We start from the raw sequence: 20,344 nt of genomic DNA on the forward strand, positions 1-20,344 counted from the left end.
TGTTACGCCCTTTTTTGTTTTGATGGAATCATTGTATGAATACGGTCTACAACAGCATCTGTCGTTAAACCGATTTCTTCTAATAATTTTGTTACACTACCGTGTTCTATGAAACGATCTGGAATACCCATTCGTTCAACTAACGCACTATGGTACCCGTTCTCAGACGCAAATTCAACTACTCCTGTTCCAAAACCACCAATTAAGCAAGCTTCTTCAATCGTTAAAATTGGTATATTTTTTCCTAAGAGATCATGTAAATATGCTTCATCCATTGGTTTAATGAAGCGAGCGTTCACTACTTTCACTGAAATACCAGCCTTTTCAAGACGCTCAGCCGCTTCCATTGCCATTGGTATTGTCGTACCAAATGTTAAAATAGCTGCTTGTGTACCTTCTTTTAACGTTTCCCATGAACCGATTGGAATTGCCTTTAATTCTTTATCCATATGAACGCCAAGTCCATTACCTCGCGCATAACGTAATGCGATTGGTCCATCTTCATATTGCATCGCCGTGTATACTAAATGTTGCCCTTCATTTTCATCTTTTGGCATCATAAGTACCATATTCGGCAAGTGGCGTAAGAATGAGATATCAAATACACCTTGATGCGTTTCACCATCTGCTCCTACTAAACCAGAGCGATCAATTCCGATGAAAACATTTAAATTTTGGCGGCATATATCATGAACAACTTGGTCATAAGCTCTTTGTAAAAATGTTGAATAAATCGCTAAGAATGGTTTCATACCTTGCGTTGCCATACCCGCTGCCATTGTTGTAGCATGCTGTTCTGCAATACCTACATCAATCATACGATCTGGGAATTCTTTTTGGAATTTCTCAAGTTTCGATCCAACAGGCATTGCAGGTGTAATTGCAACGATACGCTCATCCGTTCTCGCTAACTTAAGTACTGTTTCACTAACAACAGCACTCCATGCTGGTGCAACTTCTTTCGGTTTAACGAAGTCACCTGATTCAATTTTATAAGGTCCTGTTCCATGCCAAGTGCCAATAACATCACTCTCAGCTGGTTTGTAACCTTTTCCTTTTTTCGTAATAACATGAACAAGCACTGGGCCTTTTGTTTTCTTTGCATATTGCAACGTTTCGAATAACTTTTCATAATCATGCCCATCGACTGGACCTAAATATGTAAAGCCTAACTCTTCGAAAAAGACACCAGATACTAGTAAATATTTAAGACTATCTTTTATTTTCTCTGCTGTCGCAGCAACTTTCCCACCGACAGCTGGGATTTTCTTCAAAATATACTCTAGCTCATCTTTTACCCAATGGTATTTTCCTGCGGTACGTAGACGTCCAAGCACATTATGAAGCGCACCAACGTTTGGCGCAATTGACATTTCATTATCATTCAAAATAACAATCATGTCTGTTTTTTCATGTCCAATATGGTTCAATGCCTCTAAAGCCATTCCGCCCGTTAAAGCGCCATCACCAATGATTGGTATAACATATTCTTTCGTTTTCTTTAAATCACGTGCTAGAGCCATTCCCATCGCAGCAGATAATGATGTCGAGCTATGGCCAGTTTCCCATACATCGTGCTCACTCTCACAACGTTTTGGGAAACCACATAGACCTTGATATTGCCTTAATGTGCCGAATTCTTTTGCACGTCCAGTTAAAATTTTATGTACATAGGATTGATGTCCTACATCCCATAAAAATTTATCTTTCGGACTATCAAATAATTTATGCAGAGCAATTGTGAGTTCTACTACACCTAAATTAGGCGCAATATGTCCACCTGTTTGAGAGAGCTCTTCAATTAAAAACTTACGAATATCCTCACTCAATCCCTCTAGTTCACTGATAGACATCTCTTTCAAAAAACTAGGGTTTTGAATTTGCGTTAGATCCACATGGATCACTCACTTTCATTTCATAATCTGTCAACATGTCAAATATTATAAAAAACATTTACACAAAACAAGAAATTCTCTTTTTTTATTTTTCACCTTGTCCTGCTATTAACCAGTCTATTGCGCCCTAATCTTATTATAAACCATATTTCTTTAGGCGATGAAAAAAATAGCCGCTAACACGAAGTGATAACGGCAATGTAATCTACATATATTTTTGCCAATAACAAGAAAAGAAAAACCTTTTCCTACATTTATATCATAAAATGACGAATGACTCAACAAATGAAAACGCTGTTATATTAGTTATTACGTTTTGCAATCAAATCGCAAATAGATAGTAAATATTCATCTTGTAATTGCAAGGAACTAATAGCATCTTTTGCTTTTGCAATCGTTTCTTCTAAAATATCCTTTGCTCTATCTACAGTAAATAACGTCGTATATGTGCTCTTTTCGTTGGAAACATCACTACCAATCGGTTTTCCAATCTCTTCTTCGGTTCCTTCCACATCTAAAATATCATCTCGAATTTGGAAAGCTAGGCCGATATATTTTGCAAACTCAAGTAATTTTTCTTCCTGTTCTTCTGTGGCATTAGAAAGTATCGACCCTGCAAGTACAGCGAATTCAAGTAGTTTCCCAGTCTTATGCTTATGAATATACTCTAGCTCATCGATCGTAAGCTGTTTCCCTTCCGCTTCCATATCTGCTACTTGTCCGCCAACCATTCCCTCTGGCCCTGCCGCCTTTGCAAGCTCAAGTACAAGTCTCACTTTTTTCTCAGCAGAGATTTCCTTTTGCCCATATGCCATAATAACTTGAAAAGCATATGTCAACAAACCATCTCCTGCTAAAACTGCCATCGCTTCACCAAATACTTTATGATTTGTGGGCTTCCCTCTTCTTAAATCATCATCATCCATACAAGGTAAATCATCATGAACTAACGAGTATGTATGTATCATTTCAAGAGCACAAGCTGCACCTACACCAAGATTTTTTTCTTTACCAAACGCTTGTAATGTTGCAAATAAAAGTAACGGGCGGAGACGCTTTCCACCCGCTTCCAAAGAATATGCCATCGCTTCACGAAGTACATTTGGACATTGTAATTCATTTGCATAGCTTACAAGCTTCTCTTCTACGAAAGTTTTACTTTCTTTCAAAAAAGTATCAAAAGCAATTGTCACTATGCTTCATCTCCTAAAGCAGTAAACGGTTCAAGCTCTCCATCTTCCCCAAGAATAACTGCCATTTGTTCTTGTACGTTCTTCAACTTCTCATCACAAAGCTTAGATAATTCCATACCCTCTTTAAAATAAGAAATTGCTTCTTCTAAAGGTACGTCACCTTGCTCTAATTTAGAAACGAGGTGCTCAAGTTGCGAAATTGCCTCTTCAAAGCTTAATTTATTTTCCATTATTCAATTCACGCTCCTCTATTCCTGATACGCTACAATCTAATATTCCATCTTGTAATTGAACTGAAACAGCATCTCCAAGGCTAACATCTTTCACACTTTTTAACACTTGCTTCTCTTCATCATATACAAGCCCGTACCCTCTCATCATTACTTTAAGCGGACTTAGCGCTTCAAGTTTTTGAGCAGCTCTTACAAAGGCAAATTCTTTCGTTTGGAGTAACGTTTGCATTTCACGTTGCAATTGCTTTTGCAACGTTTCAACTGCTACCTTTGTTTGCATAATTTTTTGAGATGGGTGGTGCTTCTCTAAATAAAATGAAAGCTGTTTTAACTGATTTACCTTTTTATCAATATAGCGCTCTTTCGCTAACACAAGCTGTTCTAACGCTCTATCCAATTGCTCTTCTTTTTGCTCATATACTTGTCTTGGATAACGGAACGCATAAGATTTTTGCAATACTTGTAGTTTTTCTTCTTTTTTATGTACTAACTCTCTCATTGCTCTTTGCAACCTTAGAGTTCTTTGTAATACCTTTTCTTGTAACTCGATAATATTAGGCGCTGCCAGCTCAGCCGCTGCAGTTGGTGTTGGTGCTCTTAAATCGGCAACAAAATCCGCAATTGTAAAGTCTGTTTCATGGCCTACTGCTGAAATAATAGGGATCTCACTCTTGAAAATAGCTCTTGCAACCATTTCTTCGTTAAACGCCCACAATTCCTCAATAGAACCTCCACCGCGCCCAACGATTAGGACATCTATCCCTTCCATTTCATTCGCTGTACGGATCGCTTGTACAATTGAGGGAGCTGCTGACTCCCCCTGTACAAGTACTGGAAACACAATAACATTTCCAATTGGATAACGACGTTTAATCGTTGTTATAATATCACGAATCGCTGCTCCTGTTGGTGACGTAATCACACCTATTGTTTTCGCATAAGGAGGGATTGTTTTTTTATAAACTTGAGAAAACAATCCTTCTTCCTCTAAACGAACCTTTAATTGTTCGTAAGCTAAATGCAGGTTTCCGACTCCGTCAGGCTGCATGTCTTGAATATAAATTTGATAAGAACCACTCGCCTCGTAAACAGAAATTTTCCCTTTCACGAGTACCTTCATCCCATTTTCAGGTCTGAATTTAATATTACGATTATGACCCGCAAACATAACCGCTGCGATTCTTGCATTTTCATCTTTCAATGTAAAATACATGTGGCCACGGCTATGATTTTTAAAGTTGGAAATTTCACCTTTTAACCAAACAGACTGTAAATGCGGATCATATTCTATTTTTGTTTTTATATAGCGTGTTAACGCTGTAACGGTTAAATATTGTTTCTCCATTGCTCTCTCCTCATAGCCGACTCAAATTATTTACAAACGACACCTGCACGCTTAGCCGATTCAACAGTATTATGAAGAAGCATTGTGATCGTCATTGGACCAACACCCTTTGGCACAGGTGTAATGTAACCTGCAACATCTAACACGTTGTCAAAGTCAACATCACCACAAAGTTTTCCTGTTTCTAAACGGTTTACACCAACGTCGATTACAACTGCTCCTTCTTTCATATAATCAGCTGTTACCATTTTAGGTCGTCCTACTGCTACGATTAAAATATCAGCTAATTTCGTTAACTCTTTCATATTTTGCGTCTTAGAATGACAGTATGTGACAGTTGCATTTTCATTTAAGAACAATTGTCCCACTGGCTTGCCGACAATATTACTTCTTCCAATTACTACAACATGTTTTCCTGAGATATCAAGATTTGTTTCTTTTACTAACTCTACAATACCATGCGGTGTACATGGAAGGAATGTATCTTGTCCCGTCATCATACGTCCTACGCTGATTGGGTGAAATCCATCTACATCTTTTTCTGGTGAAATTCTTTCAATGATAGCTTTTTCTTCAATATGTTTTGGTAAAGGTAATTGCACTAATATGCCATTAATGCGGTCATCGCCATTTAAGCGATCGATTTCAGCAAGCAAACGCTCCTCCGTAATGGTTTCAGGAAATTCAATTAGCTCTGAATAGATTCCTACTTGTTCACAGCCCTTTTCTTTTCCTTTTACATAAGAACGAGATGCTGGATCTTCTCCAACTAAAATAACTGCTAATCCTGGTACAATCCCTTGCTCTTTCAACTTCACAACTTCTTCTGTTAATTGTGCTCGTTTTTTCTCCGCAACTTCATTTCCTTTGATGATTACTGCTACCATTTTAAGATTCCCCCTTAAAGAAATTACAGTGTATCTTTTATATTAGATAAAACGCCGTTAATAAAACGACGAGATTCCTCATCCCCAAATGTTTTAGCAATTTCAATTGCCTCGTTAATTGTTACGTTGTGTGGAATTTCTTCCATGTATTTCATTTCATACACAGCTACACGTAAAATACTGCGATCAACAATACTAATACGCTCAAGCTTCCACTTTTTTAAATTTTGACGAATCGCTTCATCAATTACTTCTTTATTTTCTACAAAACCTACAACAAGTGATTCTAGAAACTCATTTGTTTCTTCACCTTCATCTAGCGTGTTTTCCACTGCTACTTTCGGTTCTAATTCACCTGTAATATCCATTTGATATAATGCTTGCATAGCTCTTTCTCTAGCCGTCCTACGTTTCATTGTAACTCTCCTTTATGCTTCAAGTCTTTCCTTATGCTTTGTTATATTATTATAATTTATAAGCCGTCAATTCACTTACTCTTACAGTTTTCATTGATTTTCCAACCTTATAATACAATGATAATAACACAATTTATCGTTTCACACACGGGTTACAAGGCTGAAAAATAATAAAAAGATTAACTTCAAGTTCCATATCTTATCACAATGTACGTTTTTTGGTAAAACGAAACATTTTCTTTTTTATTTCTCATTTTTTGAAATAGTATAATAATTAGAGGGTTGTAATTTGTGAAGAAATGAAACGATAAAAAAGATGCCTATGTTACTAGGCACCTTTTTCATTCTTACACTGGTTCGATTTCTGTTTTTTGTGTTTCGAATGTTACGCCAACGATGTGAACATTCACTTCTTTTGGCTCAAGCCCTGTCATTGTAAAGAGTGCTTGACGAATGTTGTCTTGAATCTTTTGTGCAACAACTGGAATTGCTACGCCAAAATACATTACAACATAAAGGTCAACGATAATATCTTCGTTTGCTAATTCAACCTTTACACCTTTACCATGATTTTTCTTACCTAACTTCTCAACAACATCTGTAGCAAAATTACCACGCATTGCCGCTACGCCTTCTACCTCAGCAGCTGCAATACCTGCGATTACTTCAATTACTTCTGGTGCAATTTCTACTTTACCAAGAGTTGTATCTTGACCCATATCTAACATATGTTCAGCCATGAAAAAAACCTCCTTTAATGTATCACTGCGTCACAAGTTCATGCTCTTCCAAAAATTTCGTATTAAACTCACCTTTTACAAAATCAGGATGATCTAACAATTGCAAATGGAACGGGATTGTTGTATGTACGCCTTCAACGACAAACTCACTGAGTGCACGCTTCATTTTTGCAATTGCCTCTTCACGTGTTTTTCCGTGAACAATTAATTTAGCAACCATCGAATCATAGAAAGGTGGGATTGAATATCCCGGATATACAGCTGAATCGACGCGAATACCAAATCCGCCTGGTGGCAAGTACATTTCTACTTTACCTGGAGATGGCATAAATTTTTTGGCAGGGTTTTCCGCATTAATTCGGCATTCAATTGCCCAACCATTAAATTGTACTTCTTCTTGCTGTAACGATAACTTTTCTCCAGAAGCAACAAGAATTTGTTCTTTAATTAAGTCTACCCCTGTTACCATTTCAGTAACTGGATGCTCAACTTGGATTCTCGTATTCATCTCCATGAAATAAAAGCTTTTCGTTTTATATTCATAAATAAACTCAACCGTACCAGCACCTGTATAATCAACCGCTACCGCCGCTTTAACTGCCGCCTCACCCATCTGCTTACGCACATTTTCATCAAGTGCTGGTGATGGACTTTCTTCTAGTAGTTTTTGCAAGCGGCGCTGAATCGTACAATCACGCTCTCCTAAATGAATGGCATTTCCGTGTGTATCTGCCATTATTTGAATCTCAACATGGCGGAAATCTTCAACGTACTTTTCTAAGTATACACCAGGGTTCCCAAAAGCGGTACTAGCTTCTTGCTGTGTAATTTGAATTCCTTTTACAAGCTCTTCTTCATGGCGCGCAACACGAATACCTTTTCCGCCGCCACCTGCAGTCGCTTTAATAATAACAGGATATCCAATTTGATTCGCAAGTTCGATCGCTTCTTCGGTATTTTTAATAATTCCTTGTGAACCTGGTACAATCGGAACCCCTGCTTCTTTCATTGTATCACGAGCAACGTCTTTTGTGCCCATCTTTGAAATAGCTTCTGGACTTGGACCGATAAAAATTAAGTTACACTCACGGCATAACTCTGCAAAATCTGCATTCTCTGCTAAAAATCCGTATCCTGGATGAATTGCATCGCAGCCTGTTAACTTCGCAACACTAATAATGTTCGTTAAATTTAAGTAGCTTTCTTTCGAAATCGTTGGTCCTACACAATACGCCTCATCAGCAATTTGTACGTGAAGTGACTCTTTATCTGCTTCTGAATAAATTGCGACTGTTTCAATATCCATTTCTTTACAAGCACGAATAATTCGTACAGCAATTTCCCCACGATTGGCTATTAATACTTTTTTTATCATCACAAAGACTCCCTTATTACGCTTTTACAAGAAATAGCGGTTGTCCATACTCAACAAGCTGTCCGTTATTAACAAGAATCTCAACAATTTCTCCATCTACATCTGCATCGATTTCGTTAAATAACTTCATAGCCTCGACAATACATACGATAGAATCTTTCGATACTCTATCCCCAACACTTACATATGGAGGCGTATCAGGAGAAGAAGAAGAATAGAATGTACCTACCATTGGTGATGTAATTTTATGTAGGTTTTCATTCTGAACAGCTTTTTTCTCTTCTTGTTTTGGCACTTCCACTTGTGCTGCCGCTACTGTCGTTTCAACTTCAACAGGTGCTACTGGTTGCACGGCTTGTTTTGCTACAGGTGCTTGCACCGCAACAACTTCATTACCACGCTTTTTCATTTTGATTGTCGTACCATCTTTTTTGTATTCAAATTCATCAATATTAGAGCTATCAATTAATTTAATTAATTCACGAACTTCTTGAATTTTAAACATGTAAAATCCACTCCCATACTCTTGTTTGTCCCGTTTTTACAGATTTCTCTTCACTAAAACTAGATTGACTGTAAAAATACGATGTACTCTATTAGAAAATGTATTTCATTTACTAATAGAAATAGTTACTATTTCCATCTTACGATAAATTTTTTAAACATTCCAATTTATATTTCTTTATAATAAATCGAAACTCCTGTAAAAATATTATTCCAATAAAAATTTATTACCTAGTAATAATACCAAGTTTCACACAAAATTGGCAAGACCACTTCCAAAAAAACATTCCTTACTTTTCAAAATACTATAAAGTAAACCTACCATTACCGCTTTACTCGTCACCTCATCTATAGTCAATAACATATTTTTACCAAATATTATTTTTTTGTTTACACGTCGTTCATCATTCCTTCATATAAGAATAGTATGTTCAAAGTGTAGACAATATATCGTATCGAGGTGTGGACATATGATATGGCTCATTCTCTTCTTACCTGCCGTAATGGTCTGGGCATTCGTTCTCTTCATCCACGTCAAATCCGGAAAAAGTAATCATCACTACCATGAACCGCTAATCTTTTACTCACAACGTATTTCTCCGTTCCGAGTTGAACATAGTAAAAACAAAGACGAAACAGAAAAAAGCTATCGAAAATGATAGCTTTTTTCTATTATTATTTTTATCTAACTATTTTCAAACAATCCGATTACTAAAAACGAATAATCCGCGGAGGAATTCCCCGCGGATTATTCGTTTTATTTTGTTGGTGGATCAAATTTTACACCTACATCTTTTGATCCGCCTTCACTTCTTACAAGTTGTATAATTTTATTCGCTTCTTTTTGTGAATGCTTTGCTGCTTTTACAGTTACTTTAATGTCAGTTCCATCAGCTCTTACAAGGGCATCTTTATATCCACCTTGAGATTTAATTACTGTCTCAAGTAATTCTTGCTTCGTTTCCATTGTAGTGATTGCATCAAAATTTTCTTTCGCTTTATTCTTTTCTGTTGCTGAAGCTTTTGTTGAACTCATCACTTCTTGTAATTTTGCTTTTTGTTCACTTCGCTGATCTTCCATTTGCATACGTAATGCTGTGAAATTTTCATCACTTGATTGAACTGTTACGTTAGCTTCTTTTTTGCTTGTTTCTTTTGTAGCGCTCTCTTTTTTATCTGTTTCTTTGTTTGTTTCTTTATTTGATGTTTCCTTGTTTGTATTTTCTTTTTTAGGCGTTTCTTTAGGTGCTTCGTTTGTTACTGCTTTATCAGTACCTTGTTTTTCTTGTCCAATCTTTTCACTTGTTGCCGGCGATGCTGTATTCATTTTGTCTGGAGTTGTTACGTAATACACAGATAGTACAACAACTAAACTTAACATTGTTAATAGCCAAACCGTTTGTTTTTTTAACACTTTATTTCCTCCCTATCAATTTTTCGGTGAAACTGAAACGCGATGGGCTGGCACATCTAGTAGCCGTATGACAGCTTCTTTTACCATCGCTTTAACTTGTATATTATCCACTCCCTTTGCTACGACAAGAACACCTCGCACTTTCGGTTTCTCTGTTCGTAAAACAACGGGAGTTTCTTTATCCCCTTCACGTATAATGACTGTCTTTTCATCAAGAGACTCGTCTTCTACTTCCCTCTTGCCGCCTGTTTTATCTGTTTCACCTGTTGTTTGTGAACGTTTCACTGTATTTTTTTCTAATATTTTTTCCTCTGATGAATCTAAATTCACATTAATCGTTACATCTTTTACTCCTGCTATTTCTTCTAAGGCTGCTTTTAATTCTTGTTCATACGCTTTTTCATATTTTTCTACATTTGACATATTATCATTATTTTTTTGTCCAAAAGTTGGTACATCTTTTTCCTGGTTTTGAGTTTTTTGTTCTTTAAATACAGGTACTTCTTCTTTTTTACTTGAAAAAAAACTACTAGAAAACATAAGCAACATTCCAAGTATGAGTAGGACAAGTAAGAACTTAGGTGTTACCTTTTTTCCCTTCTCATTACTTTCTTTTTCATCTCCATTCAATAAGTTTCGAAAAAATGAGAACTTCGAATTTTTATCTTTATTGTCCATTTACTCTACCTGTCCTCCCTTCCATTTGAACTTGGATTTGTTTATTCTCTAGTTGCCACCTGCTTGAAAAGAAGTCTTTCATTTCTACATTCGTTTCCTCTACTTTTTTCGGTGGTTCTTTCGTGTTAATTTCAACTGGTTTTACTGTTTCGATTGCATCATTTTTACTACGTTCTTTTTCTTTTAACGTCACAACAACAGATTGAATATCTTTCGCTGACTTTACTTCCGCTGTGCTTTCCGCTGCGACTATTTGTATTTCAGAGACTGACATACCATACTGTTTCTCAAACTCTTTTCCTACTTCTTTTTTCATTTTGGTAGCCATCTCTTCTAAACTATATGCACGTGTTAGAGCTTGTATTTCTTTTTTCTTCGAATCTATTGAATTTTTTACAGATCCTTCTGCTACGTACTTCTCTTCATTAAAATTTGCGATTACTTCATTTACATCTGTTTGCAAAAGTTTAAAAAGGGGCGTTAAAATTAAAACAACTAATAATAGACTTACAACGAATTTAACGTACTTTTGCAAATTAGAATTTGGAAGAATGAGATGAAGCATTGTCGCTAAGAGTAAAAAAACGATAATATTTCTAATCCACTCTGTAACAAATTGCATACCCTTCACCTCCTACCGCATCATAAGTGTAATGTTCCCCGCAGCAATAATAATTGTGATACTTAAAAAGAACATAAACGATACGATAGCTAAGCAAGCAAATACATAAATGATGCTCCTTCCAATGATATCTAAACATTGAATAATTGCTCCGCCGCCAACTGGTTGCAATACTGCTGCTGCGAACTTATAAATAAATGCTATGCAAAAAATTTGAATCGCTGGAAAAGCGACAATTAAACATAGAATGACGAGTCCGATAATCCCGACTGTGTTTTTTAATAATCCCGACGCACTAATAACTGTATCCGCCGCCTCTGTAAACATTCTTCCTACTACGGGAATAAAGTTTCCTGTTACAAATTTAGCTGTTTTCACAGCGATTCCATCAGCAACAGCTGTCGCTGTTCCTTGTACAGATAATACGCCTAAAAAAATCGTTAAAAAAATACCGATAATCCCAACGCTAACGTTTTGCAGAAGCTTGGACAATTTCGTAACTTTATATTGATCACTCATCGTACTTACAATACTTAATATCGTTGCAAGTAATAAAAGCGGTAGAACGATATAATTCATCAAAAGTCCACTCGTATTCATTAAGAAGATGATAATCGGATGAAAAAACGATACGGATACAACACCACCCCCTGTTGCTATAAGTGCAAGCAAGATTGGCAATAACGCTAATATGAAATCTACCATTGTTTGTATCGTTTCTCTTGCATATGTCATAACGACATAAAAGCTATTTAAAGCGAAAATAATTAGTACCATATATACAACTGCATCGGCTATTTTGCTTACGCTACTCTTTGAAAATGCAGATTGCAACGATTGCAACAATGCACTAAAAATTGTGAGCATAATGAGCGTTCCGAGTAGTTTCCCATTTGCAACAAGTTCGTGAAATAAGTACTTTAATAAACCTAGCATCCACTCTTTTATAGAGATTTCTTTTTCTCCCTTTACAAACTCCATAAAGCTACCTTTTTGACTCTCTGGTAAGTAACCTCCATATTTTGTAACAAGCCCGTCCCAAAATTGCTTCACATCTTCAATTCCGAGCTTATCCAATTGTTGATCAACGACGTTTGTCTCTACAGGAGAAGCTTGTACAACAACCGGTAAAGAAAAGAAAAGGAAGCAAGCAAATAGCAGCTTAGCTCCAAACCCCCTCAACATTCACTCCCCCTTATCCCGTCGGTAAAAATCCGAGAATAGTTTCAATTACAACCGTCAAAATAGGGATCGCCATAACGAGAATTAAAATCTTTCCAGCTAATTCAATTTTCGAAGCGATTGCCCCCTGCCCTGCATCCTTTGTAATTTGCGCTCCAAACTCAGCGATATAAGCAATCCCAATAATTTTTAGCAACGTTTCTACATATACGTTACTAACTTTCGCTTCACTCGCTACTCTCTCAATCATTTGTAAAATAGCGTGAATTTGATCGATTAAAAGAAGGAACATTACGCTACCTACGAACACAATAAATAATGACGTAATGCTAGATTTATGCTGATTCAATACAGCCGCTAAAAACGTAGCAACGAGGCCTAATCCGACAATTTGTATAATTTCGATTCGAACCGCCCCCTTTACTGGAAGAGAAAGACACTTTTAATCTTGTCGAATAGTGTATTAATTAAAAATGCGACATGAAATAAAATAACGACAAAACCGACGAGGATAACCCAATTTGCAATATCCTCACGCTTTAATTCTTTTAGTACAGTATGAATGAAAGCTAAAACAATGCCGATTCCGGCGATTTGAAATATTAATCCAACATCAATGGACATCGCCTTTCTCCCCCCTATAGCAGTAAAATTACGATAAGTAGCCCCGCTAGTACTCCTAAGCTCTTAATCATCTTTTCATATTGCAGCTGTAATGCTTTCGCTTCTTCTTCTTCTCTCTCTAAATGTGTAATACATAACCGAATATGTTTTTGTTGTGATTCACGATCATGTTGTCCGAGCGTTTCACCAAATTGCTGCAAAATCTCATACTCAGTTTGTTGAAATGCTGTTAGCTTCCAATTTTCTTTCAAACTATCTATCCAAGCTTCTCTAACTGTTTGTTCTCCACTTTCTAGCCTGCTAGCGAAACTTTGAAATATCCAATTTAACGGCTTCGGCATTTGTTTCACTAATCGCTCAGCGGCTTCAGACAATGGTGTATGCCCATACATAATTTCTGCCTCTAATGATTGCAGTGCCGCTTTTAATAATCTAAGTTGCCTCGGTCTCTCACTGTATCTTTTGGCGTATGAAAACCCGAAAAAGGTGCTGACCGCAACGATTAACACTGCACCAAATATTTTCACCATACGCCCTCAGCCTTTCTATGAGGTAATACCGGTTTTCCATATTTATCTTTCACTTGCATAACTGTTCCTGGCCCTCTTGCTTTTGACAATTCCACAAACCTATCAAAAATGCCGAGCTCTAGCACTGCCTTTAATGATGGGCGTTTCACAACATCATCATAAGAAAATCCATGTGCACTTATAAAAAGCTGAACCCCTGCATGTACAGCCTCCATAATTGCTTCACTATCTTCTTTACGACCAATTTCATCCACAATTAATATATCTGGGCTCATAGAACGGATCATCATCATCATTCCTTCAGCTTTTGGACATGCATCTAACACATCTACTCGTGTGCCAAAGTCATATTGCGGGATGCCTTTCACACAGCCAGCAATTTCTGACCGTTCATCAACAATCCCGACTTTACAAGAAGGAATTTTCGAAGTACTTACACCTTGACTCATGCAACGCGCTACATCTCTTAAAAGTGTTGTTTTTCCCGTTTGTGGCGGGCCAATTACCATCGTGTTTAACCATCGTGATTCATACAAATACGGTAAAAGTGGTTCAGCAATGCCTATTTTTTGACGAGCAATACGAATATTAAAAGAAGAGACATCTCGAATCATTTTCACTGTGCTTTTTTCTGTAATAACTTTTCCTGCTAAGCCTATTCTATGCCCACCTCGGAGTGTCACATACCCACGCTTTAATTCTTCTTCCATTGTATAAATTGAGAAGTGACTTAACTTATTCAATAAGTAAATAGCATCCTCTGCTGTAACGATATAGTCATAAAAAAACACTTCACCTTGAGCAATACACTCTAGCGGTCTTCCAATTCGAACACGGATTTCCTCTAGAGCATCGCAGCACTTACAACTTTCCACTAACTGCTTCATCGTTTTTGGTAAAACTTCTAATACTTCTTTCATCAGCTTCGCCCCACTATACTCGACTTACTTATTTCAACAACGCGATAAAAATGCAGCCAATTCCAAGCGCTAGAAAAAAGAGTTTCAAGAAAGAGATCTCACTTGCCACACTCGCTATGCCTATTGTCATTGTTAAAATTAATACGGTCGGTCCAACAAACGCCAACATACCATTTATAAACAATGCTTTCTTCGCATCATTCACATAAAGCATAAGCAAAGCGGCGAATATTTCCGCGCTACCTGAAAACAACCGAAGCAGCCCCATTACAAGCACAGATGTTTCCATTGCCGCTAGCCACTGTTTCATTCTCCCACCTTCTCCCATAACGGTTACTAGTGCGTGTGCTAAAAAAGAATATATTTGTACAACCATATGCAGAGGTTGTCTATTTCAGAATTAAAAACATAATTTTTATCTACCGCCTATAATAATTTGAATATTCTTAATAATAGTGGTATTTTATGGTATATTTATTGAAAAGGAGGGAAAATGATGCAACGAGTTACTTTATTACCACTCGATTTCCGTTATGCAAATGCGATTTTCAAGCTATCAAGTGATCCACATGTAAAAAACGCATTAGGAATAAAAGTAGAAACAATCGAAGACACGAAAGCATTCCTTCTTTTCGCCATAGAAGAAGAACGCCAAAAGAAGTCTTTATCGAGAGTGATTGTAAATGCAGAGCATGAAATAATTGGTCTCACCACACTTAAACATATTAATTACGAGAAGAAACAATCTCACATTGGCAGCTGGCTCGGCTATCCATACTGGGGAAAAGGATATAATGAGGCTGCAAAAAAAGCACTCGTGATAATCACGAGTGCTTTTCTACTATGCACGAGAAACGTATTTACCTTCACCAGTGTTGATGATAAGTGTTTCACCTTCGTTAATGAAGATTGGTACTTGTACAACAAGGCCAGTTTCTAATGTAGCTGGTTTTGTTACGTTAGAAGCAGTATCCCCTTTAATACCTGGCTCTGTTTCTGTAACTTGTAATTCAACTGTGTTTGGAAGTTCAACACCAAGTACTTCGCCTTGGTAAGTCATAATAGATACTTCCATGTTTTCTTTTAGGAATTTAAGCTCGCGCTCGATTTGTTTTTCACCAAGTTCGATTTGCTCATAAGTTCCGTTATCCATAAATACGTGAGACTCACCGCTTGCGTATAAGTATTGCATACGACGGTTTTCGATGTGTGCTTTTTCCACTTTCTCACCAGCACGGAATGTTTTCTCTTGAACAGAACCTGTGCGAAGGTTACGTAGTTTAGAACGAACGAATGCAGCACCTTTACCTGGCTTCACGTGCTGGAAATCAAGTACTTGCCATAGGCCATTATCCACTGCAATTGTTAAACCTGTACGAAAATCGTTTACTGAAATCATGTAAAAAAATCCTCCTGTGTATTACAAAATAATAAGTTCTTTTGGTGATTTCGTAATTACTTCATTACCTTCACTTGTCACAATGATATCATCTTCAATACGTACGCCGCCAATACCTGGAATATAAATACCTGGCTCTACTGTTACAGCCATACCTGGTTCAAGTACTGTATCAGAACGGAATGCTAAACCTGGTGCTTCATGGATTTCAAGACCGATTCCATGACCAGTAGAATGTCCGAAGTATTCACCGTATCCTTTTTCCGTTATGTAATCACGCGTTAACGCATCCGCTTCACGGCCAGTTAAACCAGCTTTAATACCGTTCACACCACGTAATTGTGCTTCTAAAACGATATTATAAATTTCTTTCAATTTATCAGATGGTTCACCAACTGCAATCGTACGAGTAATATCAGAGCAATATCCTTTGTAATAAGCGCCGAAGTCTAATGTAACGAAATCTCCTGTTTCTATCACTTTTTCAGATGCCACGCCGTGCGGTAATGCCGAACGAAGACCTGAAGCAACGATAATATCAAACGAAGAAGATGTTGCTCCTTGTTTTCTCATGAAAAATTCAAGTTCATTTGACACTTCAATTTCAGATACTCCCGGGCGAATGAATGATAGAATATGTTCAAAGGCAGCATCTGCAATCTGTGCAGCTTCCTTTAATATCTTAATCTCTGAATCAGTCTTTATCAAGCGTAACTTTTCTACAAGCCCAGAAGTTGGGATAAATTCAGCATCGATCGCTTCTTTATGAGCTGAATAAGAACTATATGTAAGAGTATCTTGCTCAAAGCCAAGCTTTTGAATTCCTAATTCTTTCACTTGCTTTGCAACTTCATCGATAATTAATCCCGCATGCTGTACAATCTCGTATCCAACCGCTTGTTTAGTAGCTTGCTCTACGTAACGGAAATCTGTAATAAATTGAGCGCGTTTTTTCGAAATGAGTACAACACCAGCTGTTCCTGTGAAGTTAGCCATATATCTACGACTATGTTCATTTGTTAACAAAATACCGTCAATACCAGCCTCATCAAATGCACTTCTTAATCTTTCGATTTTCTCCATTACTTTATGCCTCCCTCAATTTCTCCATTAATGCAAATAACGCTAACTTATAGCCATAAAAACCAAATCCAACAATTTGTCCCGCACAAACAGCTGCCGTCACAGATTCGTGACGGAACGACTCACGCTGATGAATGTTAGAAATATGTACTTCAATAACAGGAATCGAAATGCTCGCAATTGCATCTCGAATCGCATAGCTATAATGCGTAAATGCTCCAGGATTTAAAATGATCCCTTCATATATATCTTCCGCCTCATGAATACGATCGATAATCGCACCTTCATGATTCGATTGGAAACATTCTAACTCCACTCCCATTGTTTCTGCTTCTTGCTTCATATCTGCTTCAAGTGTCGCTAGCGTGCCCTTTCCATATACATTTACCTCTCTGACACCGAGGCGATTTAGGTTAGGACCGTTTACGAGGAGTACCTTTTTCATATGCTTAAAACTCCTTAATATTAAATGTCTATATAACATTTTAACATAGGAGTTACTTGTTTGAATAGTTTGTCTTCTCTTCCTCTTTTCGCTCGGCCTTATTGGTATTTACTGCGTAAGAAACAGAGTATGCTATAAATACACCATACAATATAAAAATGCATATCGTCGTCACAATTGTTTCTTTCGGTAAACGGAGTGCGCTTTTAATAGCAGGCGCTATTAACCCCATTCCGAAAAATAGTAATGCCCACCAAAATAGACCATAAATCATCCCTGGAAGAACTCCTTCAAACTTTGCCAAAAACGCTTTATACAAAAAGGCAATTAAAATCGAAAGTATTCCCATACAAACAATTCCTGACACATTGCCCCATACCCCTTCTTTCCAGCTTCCAAAGGCAAATGGTAGAAGTAAATAGTTCGGTCCGGCTTCCGTAAATGAAAATATATGAAGGAAATACCATATCCCTCCCCAAAACAGTCCACCAAATAAACCAATTTGCACAAAATTTCTTGTTCCTATATGTTCTTGACTCACATCAACACCTCCGCTCAATAGTATGCCCGAAACTATTTTGAACCATGTTTAAATACTGCGAAATTTGTCTATAAAAAGAATAAGAAATGTCCGACTCTCGTAACATTTTTCCTTGTCATATACTTGTATTTGTCGATAAAATAAAGGAAACTCGGTGATTGTCTTATTTCAAAATGACAGAACCCAGTATGACAATTGCCTCTTTTTCTACATAAGAGAGAAACAAATACAGGTTGGTGTTAACATGGCAGAAGAGTCAAAACAAATATATGGCGGGCAAGCAGTCATAGAAGGAGTTATGTTTGGCGGTAGAGAATATACTGTTACAGCGGTTCGTCGTAAAGATAAATCGATTGAATTTTATCGATTACCACGCGTTCGTAATAAAGCATTATCTATCCTAAAAAAAATTCCATTTTTACGAGGGATTGCCGCTATTGTGGATGCAAGCGCGAACGGGGCAAAACATTTAAACTTTGCTTCAGAACGATTTGATGTTCACCCAGAAGAAGATGAACAAATTGCAAATAAAAAAGAAGAACAATCGAAGTTAACGATGGTATTAGGAGTTGCAGCAGTTGGCGTTTTATCTTTCATATTCGGTAAAGTCATTTTCACAGCAGTTCCTGCATTACTAGCTGAATTAACGAGACCGATTTTCCCATCTCATACAGGGCAAATCATTGTCGAAAGTGTTATTAAGCTCATGTTATTATTGAGCTATATATACTTTATTTCTTTAACGCCACTCATTAAGCGGGTATTTCAGTACCATGGTGCGGAGCATAAAGTAATTAATGCCTATGAGAATAATCTTTCATTGACTGTAGAAAATGTGCAAAAACAAACTCGCCTTCATTATCGCTGTGGCAGTAGCTTTATTATATTTACAGTCATTATCGGAATGTTTGTTTATTTCCTTGTCCCTACAGATCCACTTTGGGCCAGAGTGGTAAACCGAATTTTATTAATCCCTGTCGTTCTCGGCATTTCTTTTGAAGTGTTACAATTTACGAATCGATTACGCGATATTCCAGTATTACGCATACTTGGATATCCCGGATTATGGCTACAACTATTAACAACGAAAGAACCAACAGATGATCAAGTGGAAGTAGCTATTGCATCGTTTGAAGAATTATTACGTTTAGAAAACAAACAATAATTATTTAAAAATGGTGTTCAACTCCTTTCCTCATCGTTAATATACTAATTTTAATATATGTTTTTAGGAGGTGTTCCTTATGAACGGTCGTTCGTTTACTTTCGCTATATTTGTGCTTATTATCGGATTAGCAATATTCGGCCTTGTTTCATCTGTCATTACAAACCCAATGGGAGTGTTAAGAAATATTGGTATTATGTTGGCTGTCGTTGGTATCTTTTATTTACTCTACAAAATGTTTACAAACTCTAGCGGTTCAGCAAATTCGCAAAGCTCATATAAGCGCGCTGCAAAACAATCGAGCCGCAAGCATGGGAAACAAAATGTAGCACCCCTAAGCAATTCTTTCTTTAAATCAAACGCTTCTAATGACAAAGGGAAAAAAGGGAATCTTTCTTCTTTAAAGCGAAAAAGAAAACAATCTCATTTAACTGTCATTGAAGGTAAAAAAAACAAAAAGAAAGACCGTGCTTCCTTTTAGGAAATACGGTCTTTCTTTATATTTTGCAGTACTTCTTTCAAACTTTTATCTTTCATACTTTCAATTCGAAGGTGATGATTTTCAAATGGTAAATTACGTGTTACATCATTCGGTACAACAACGCACGTTAATCCCGCTGCAATCGCTGCTTTTAATCCGTTTAACGAGTCTTCAAATACAACTGCTTCAGACGAATCTACTCCTAAATCTTCTATTGCTACTCGGTAAAGTGCTGGATCTGGTTTTACCTTCTCAACATCTTCTCTCGTTTTAATGACTTCAAAATAATCTCGAATTTGTAGTTCTTCCAAAAAAGGAATCACCCATTCTTTAGATGAACTGGAAGCTAATGCGATTTTTAATCCCATTTCTTTCGCTTCTTGTAAGTATTCTTTTACTCCGTCACGAGCTTCTGGTGTTTTCATTTTTTCTTTATGTAAAATTTTCACTTTTTCTTTTAATGCATGCTTGTTAAACTTCTCTTTTAATTGCTCATTTAAATATGCATACAGTACATCGTCTGTCGTTCCAATACATTTTGCAAATTCCTCTAAAGGTAAATCTCCACCGTACTCACGAACGGCGTCTCTGAAAGAGTGAAACCATATTGTTTCTGTGTCCACAATTAATCCATCAAAATCAAAAATAATTGCTTTCATAATTCTCCCATCC

General features: G+C 37.0%; 26 protein-coding genes and 1 pseudogene. 4 read left to right on the plus strand and 23 right to left on the minus strand.

Features of this window, described 5'->3' with window-relative positions:
- Positions 1-2 precede the first annotated feature (2 nt).
- From dxs to accB, 9 genes are all read right to left on the minus strand, one after another.
- Positions 3-1,895 carry a 1-deoxy-D-xylulose-5-phosphate synthase gene (gene dxs, locus MR070_RS02295; RefSeq protein WP_000366460.1) on the minus strand — a complete coding sequence of 631 codons (1,893 nt, stop codon included), beginning with the start codon at positions 1,893-1,895 and terminating at the stop codon, positions 3-5.
- A 302-nt stretch (positions 1,896-2,197) separates the two neighbouring features.
- On the minus strand, positions 2,198-3,088 hold the full coding sequence (gene ispA / locus MR070_RS02300) for a (2E,6E)-farnesyl diphosphate synthase (protein WP_000150363.1): 891 nt from the start codon (positions 3,086-3,088) through the stop codon (positions 2,198-2,200).
- Positions 3,088-3,318, minus strand: coding sequence for an exodeoxyribonuclease VII small subunit (xseB, locus tag MR070_RS02305; RefSeq protein ID WP_000428423.1), 231 nt, complete (start codon positions 3,316-3,318; stop codon positions 3,088-3,090). Before xseB ends, ispA begins: the two co-directional genes overlap by 1 nt.
- Positions 3,308-4,666, minus strand: a complete 1,359-nt coding sequence (gene xseA, locus MR070_RS02310; RefSeq protein WP_000415266.1) for an exodeoxyribonuclease VII large subunit — start codon at positions 4,664-4,666, stop codon at positions 3,308-3,310. The genes xseB and xseA overlap by 11 nt, the downstream gene beginning before the upstream one ends.
- A 26-nt stretch (positions 4,667-4,692) precedes the next feature.
- Positions 4,693-5,553, minus strand: a complete 861-nt coding sequence (gene folD / locus MR070_RS02315) for a bifunctional methylenetetrahydrofolate dehydrogenase/methenyltetrahydrofolate cyclohydrolase FolD (RefSeq protein ID WP_000226728.1) — start codon at positions 5,551-5,553, stop codon at positions 4,693-4,695.
- 23 nt (positions 5,554-5,576) lie between these two features.
- Positions 5,577-5,969: a N utilization substance protein NusB gene (gene nusB / locus MR070_RS02320; protein ID WP_000830249.1), complete on the minus strand. Its 393-nt coding sequence runs from the start codon at positions 5,967-5,969 to the stop codon at positions 5,577-5,579.
- Between the two features lie 347 nt (positions 5,970-6,316).
- Entirely contained in the window at positions 6,317-6,709 is a 393-nt protein-coding gene (locus MR070_RS02325) for an Asp23/Gls24 family envelope stress response protein (RefSeq protein WP_000807630.1), read from the minus strand.
- 22 nt (positions 6,710-6,731) lie between these two features.
- Positions 6,732-8,084 carry an acetyl-CoA carboxylase biotin carboxylase subunit gene (gene accC, locus MR070_RS02330; protein WP_000592876.1) on the minus strand — a complete coding sequence of 451 codons (1,353 nt, stop codon included), beginning with the start codon at positions 8,082-8,084 and terminating at the stop codon, positions 6,732-6,734.
- Between the two features lie 16 nt (positions 8,085-8,100).
- Positions 8,101-8,589: an acetyl-CoA carboxylase biotin carboxyl carrier protein gene (gene accB, locus MR070_RS02335; protein ID WP_000472870.1), complete on the minus strand. Its 489-nt coding sequence runs from the start codon at positions 8,587-8,589 to the stop codon at positions 8,101-8,103.
- A gap of 469 nt (positions 8,590-9,058) precedes the next feature.
- Here accB and MR070_RS02340 point away from each other — a divergent pair, with 469 nt between their 5' ends.
- Positions 9,059-9,247: a hypothetical protein gene (locus tag MR070_RS02340; protein WP_002081027.1), complete on the plus strand. Its 189-nt coding sequence runs from the start codon at positions 9,059-9,061 to the stop codon at positions 9,245-9,247.
- 98 nt (positions 9,248-9,345) lie between these two features.
- Here the strand turns inward: MR070_RS02340 and MR070_RS02345 are convergent, their stop codons facing one another.
- From MR070_RS02345 to MR070_RS02385, 9 genes are read right to left on the minus strand one after another with little or no spacing between them, the layout of a single operon-like run.
- Positions 9,346-10,002, minus strand: coding sequence for a SpoIIIAH-like family protein (locus MR070_RS02345; RefSeq protein WP_242260471.1), 657 nt, complete (start codon positions 10,000-10,002; stop codon positions 9,346-9,348).
- Positions 10,003-10,017: 15 nt separating this feature from the next.
- Positions 10,018-10,680, minus strand: coding sequence for a stage III sporulation protein AG (gene spoIIIAG / locus MR070_RS02350; RefSeq protein WP_000368876.1), 663 nt, complete (start codon positions 10,678-10,680; stop codon positions 10,018-10,020).
- Positions 10,670-11,302, minus strand: a complete 633-nt coding sequence (gene spoIIIAF / locus MR070_RS02355; protein ID WP_001161052.1) for a stage III sporulation protein AF — start codon at positions 11,300-11,302, stop codon at positions 10,670-10,672. Before spoIIIAF ends, spoIIIAG begins: the two co-directional genes overlap by 11 nt.
- Before the next feature lie 12 nt (positions 11,303-11,314).
- Positions 11,315-12,487 carry a stage III sporulation protein AE gene (spoIIIAE, locus tag MR070_RS02360; RefSeq protein WP_000943695.1) on the minus strand — a complete coding sequence of 391 codons (1,173 nt, stop codon included), beginning with the start codon at positions 12,485-12,487 and terminating at the stop codon, positions 11,315-11,317.
- 10 nt (positions 12,488-12,497) lie between these two features.
- A complete protein-coding gene (gene spoIIIAD / locus MR070_RS02365; RefSeq protein ID WP_077317075.1) occupies positions 12,498-12,881 on the minus strand; it encodes a stage III sporulation protein AD in 384 nt (127 codons plus the stop codon).
- A 23-nt stretch (positions 12,882-12,904) separates the two neighbouring features.
- Positions 12,905-13,108 (minus strand): stage III sporulation protein AC, encoded by a 204-nt coding sequence (spoIIIAC, locus tag MR070_RS02370; protein WP_000020914.1) that lies wholly within the window; start codon positions 13,106-13,108, stop codon positions 12,905-12,907.
- A gap of 14 nt (positions 13,109-13,122) precedes the next feature.
- On the minus strand, positions 13,123-13,638 hold the full coding sequence (gene spoIIIAB / locus MR070_RS02375; protein WP_000238697.1) for a stage III sporulation protein SpoIIIAB: 516 nt from the start codon (positions 13,636-13,638) through the stop codon (positions 13,123-13,125).
- Positions 13,632-14,558, minus strand: coding sequence for a stage III sporulation protein AA (spoIIIAA, locus tag MR070_RS02380; RefSeq protein ID WP_070806823.1), 927 nt, complete (start codon positions 14,556-14,558; stop codon positions 13,632-13,634). The genes spoIIIAB and spoIIIAA overlap by 7 nt, the downstream gene beginning before the upstream one ends.
- Positions 14,559-14,586: 28 nt before the next feature.
- On the minus strand, positions 14,587-14,868 hold the full coding sequence (locus MR070_RS02385) for a YqhV family protein (RefSeq protein WP_000816054.1): 282 nt from the start codon (positions 14,866-14,868) through the stop codon (positions 14,587-14,589).
- 186 nt (positions 14,869-15,054) lie between these two features.
- Here MR070_RS02385 and MR070_RS02390 point away from each other — a divergent pair.
- Positions 15,055-15,399: pseudogene (locus tag MR070_RS02390) on the plus strand (GNAT family N-acetyltransferase); the annotation flags it as partial.
- Here the strand turns inward: MR070_RS02390 and efp are convergent.
- The 4 genes from efp to MR070_RS02410 are packed head-to-tail and all read right to left on the minus strand — an operon-like array spanning position 15,400 to position 18,026.
- Positions 15,400-15,957 (minus strand): elongation factor P, encoded by a 558-nt coding sequence (gene efp, locus MR070_RS02395; RefSeq protein ID WP_000626512.1) that lies wholly within the window; start codon positions 15,955-15,957, stop codon positions 15,400-15,402.
- 21 nt (positions 15,958-15,978) lie between these two features.
- Positions 15,979-17,040 (minus strand): Xaa-Pro dipeptidase, encoded by a 1,062-nt coding sequence (gene pepQ / locus MR070_RS02400; RefSeq protein WP_000411048.1) that lies wholly within the window; start codon positions 17,038-17,040, stop codon positions 15,979-15,981.
- Between the two features lie 4 nt (positions 17,041-17,044).
- On the minus strand, positions 17,045-17,485 hold the full coding sequence (aroQ, locus tag MR070_RS02405; protein ID WP_000757087.1) for a type II 3-dehydroquinate dehydratase: 441 nt from the start codon (positions 17,483-17,485) through the stop codon (positions 17,045-17,047).
- Positions 17,486-17,537: 52 nt separating this feature from the next.
- On the minus strand, positions 17,538-18,026 hold the full coding sequence (locus tag MR070_RS02410) for a YqhR family membrane protein (RefSeq protein WP_242260472.1): 489 nt from the start codon (positions 18,024-18,026) through the stop codon (positions 17,538-17,540).
- Positions 18,027-18,270: 244 nt separating this feature from the next.
- Between MR070_RS02410 and MR070_RS02415 the strand changes: the two genes are divergently transcribed.
- Both MR070_RS02415 and MR070_RS02420 read left to right on the plus strand, forming a co-directional pair.
- Entirely contained in the window at positions 18,271-19,191 is a 921-nt protein-coding gene (locus tag MR070_RS02415; RefSeq protein ID WP_000807112.1) for a DUF1385 domain-containing protein, read from the plus strand.
- Positions 19,192-19,270: 79 nt separating this feature from the next.
- Complete coding sequence (locus MR070_RS02420) at positions 19,271-19,672, plus strand: SA1362 family protein (RefSeq protein WP_139895886.1); 402 nt, start codon at positions 19,271-19,273, stop codon at positions 19,670-19,672.
- Here the strand turns inward: MR070_RS02420 and MR070_RS02425 are convergent.
- Positions 19,669-20,331, minus strand: coding sequence for an HAD family hydrolase (locus MR070_RS02425; RefSeq protein WP_242260473.1), 663 nt, complete (start codon positions 20,329-20,331; stop codon positions 19,669-19,671). The two genes, MR070_RS02420 and MR070_RS02425, sit on opposite strands and share 4 nt — an antisense overlap.
- Positions 20,332-20,344 lie beyond the last annotated feature (13 nt).

It is taken from the genome of Bacillus cereus group sp. BfR-BA-01453 (assembly GCF_022662915.1).
In the GTDB taxonomy this organism is placed as follows: domain Bacteria; phylum Bacillota; class Bacilli; order Bacillales; family Bacillaceae_G; genus Bacillus_A; species Bacillus_A paranthracis.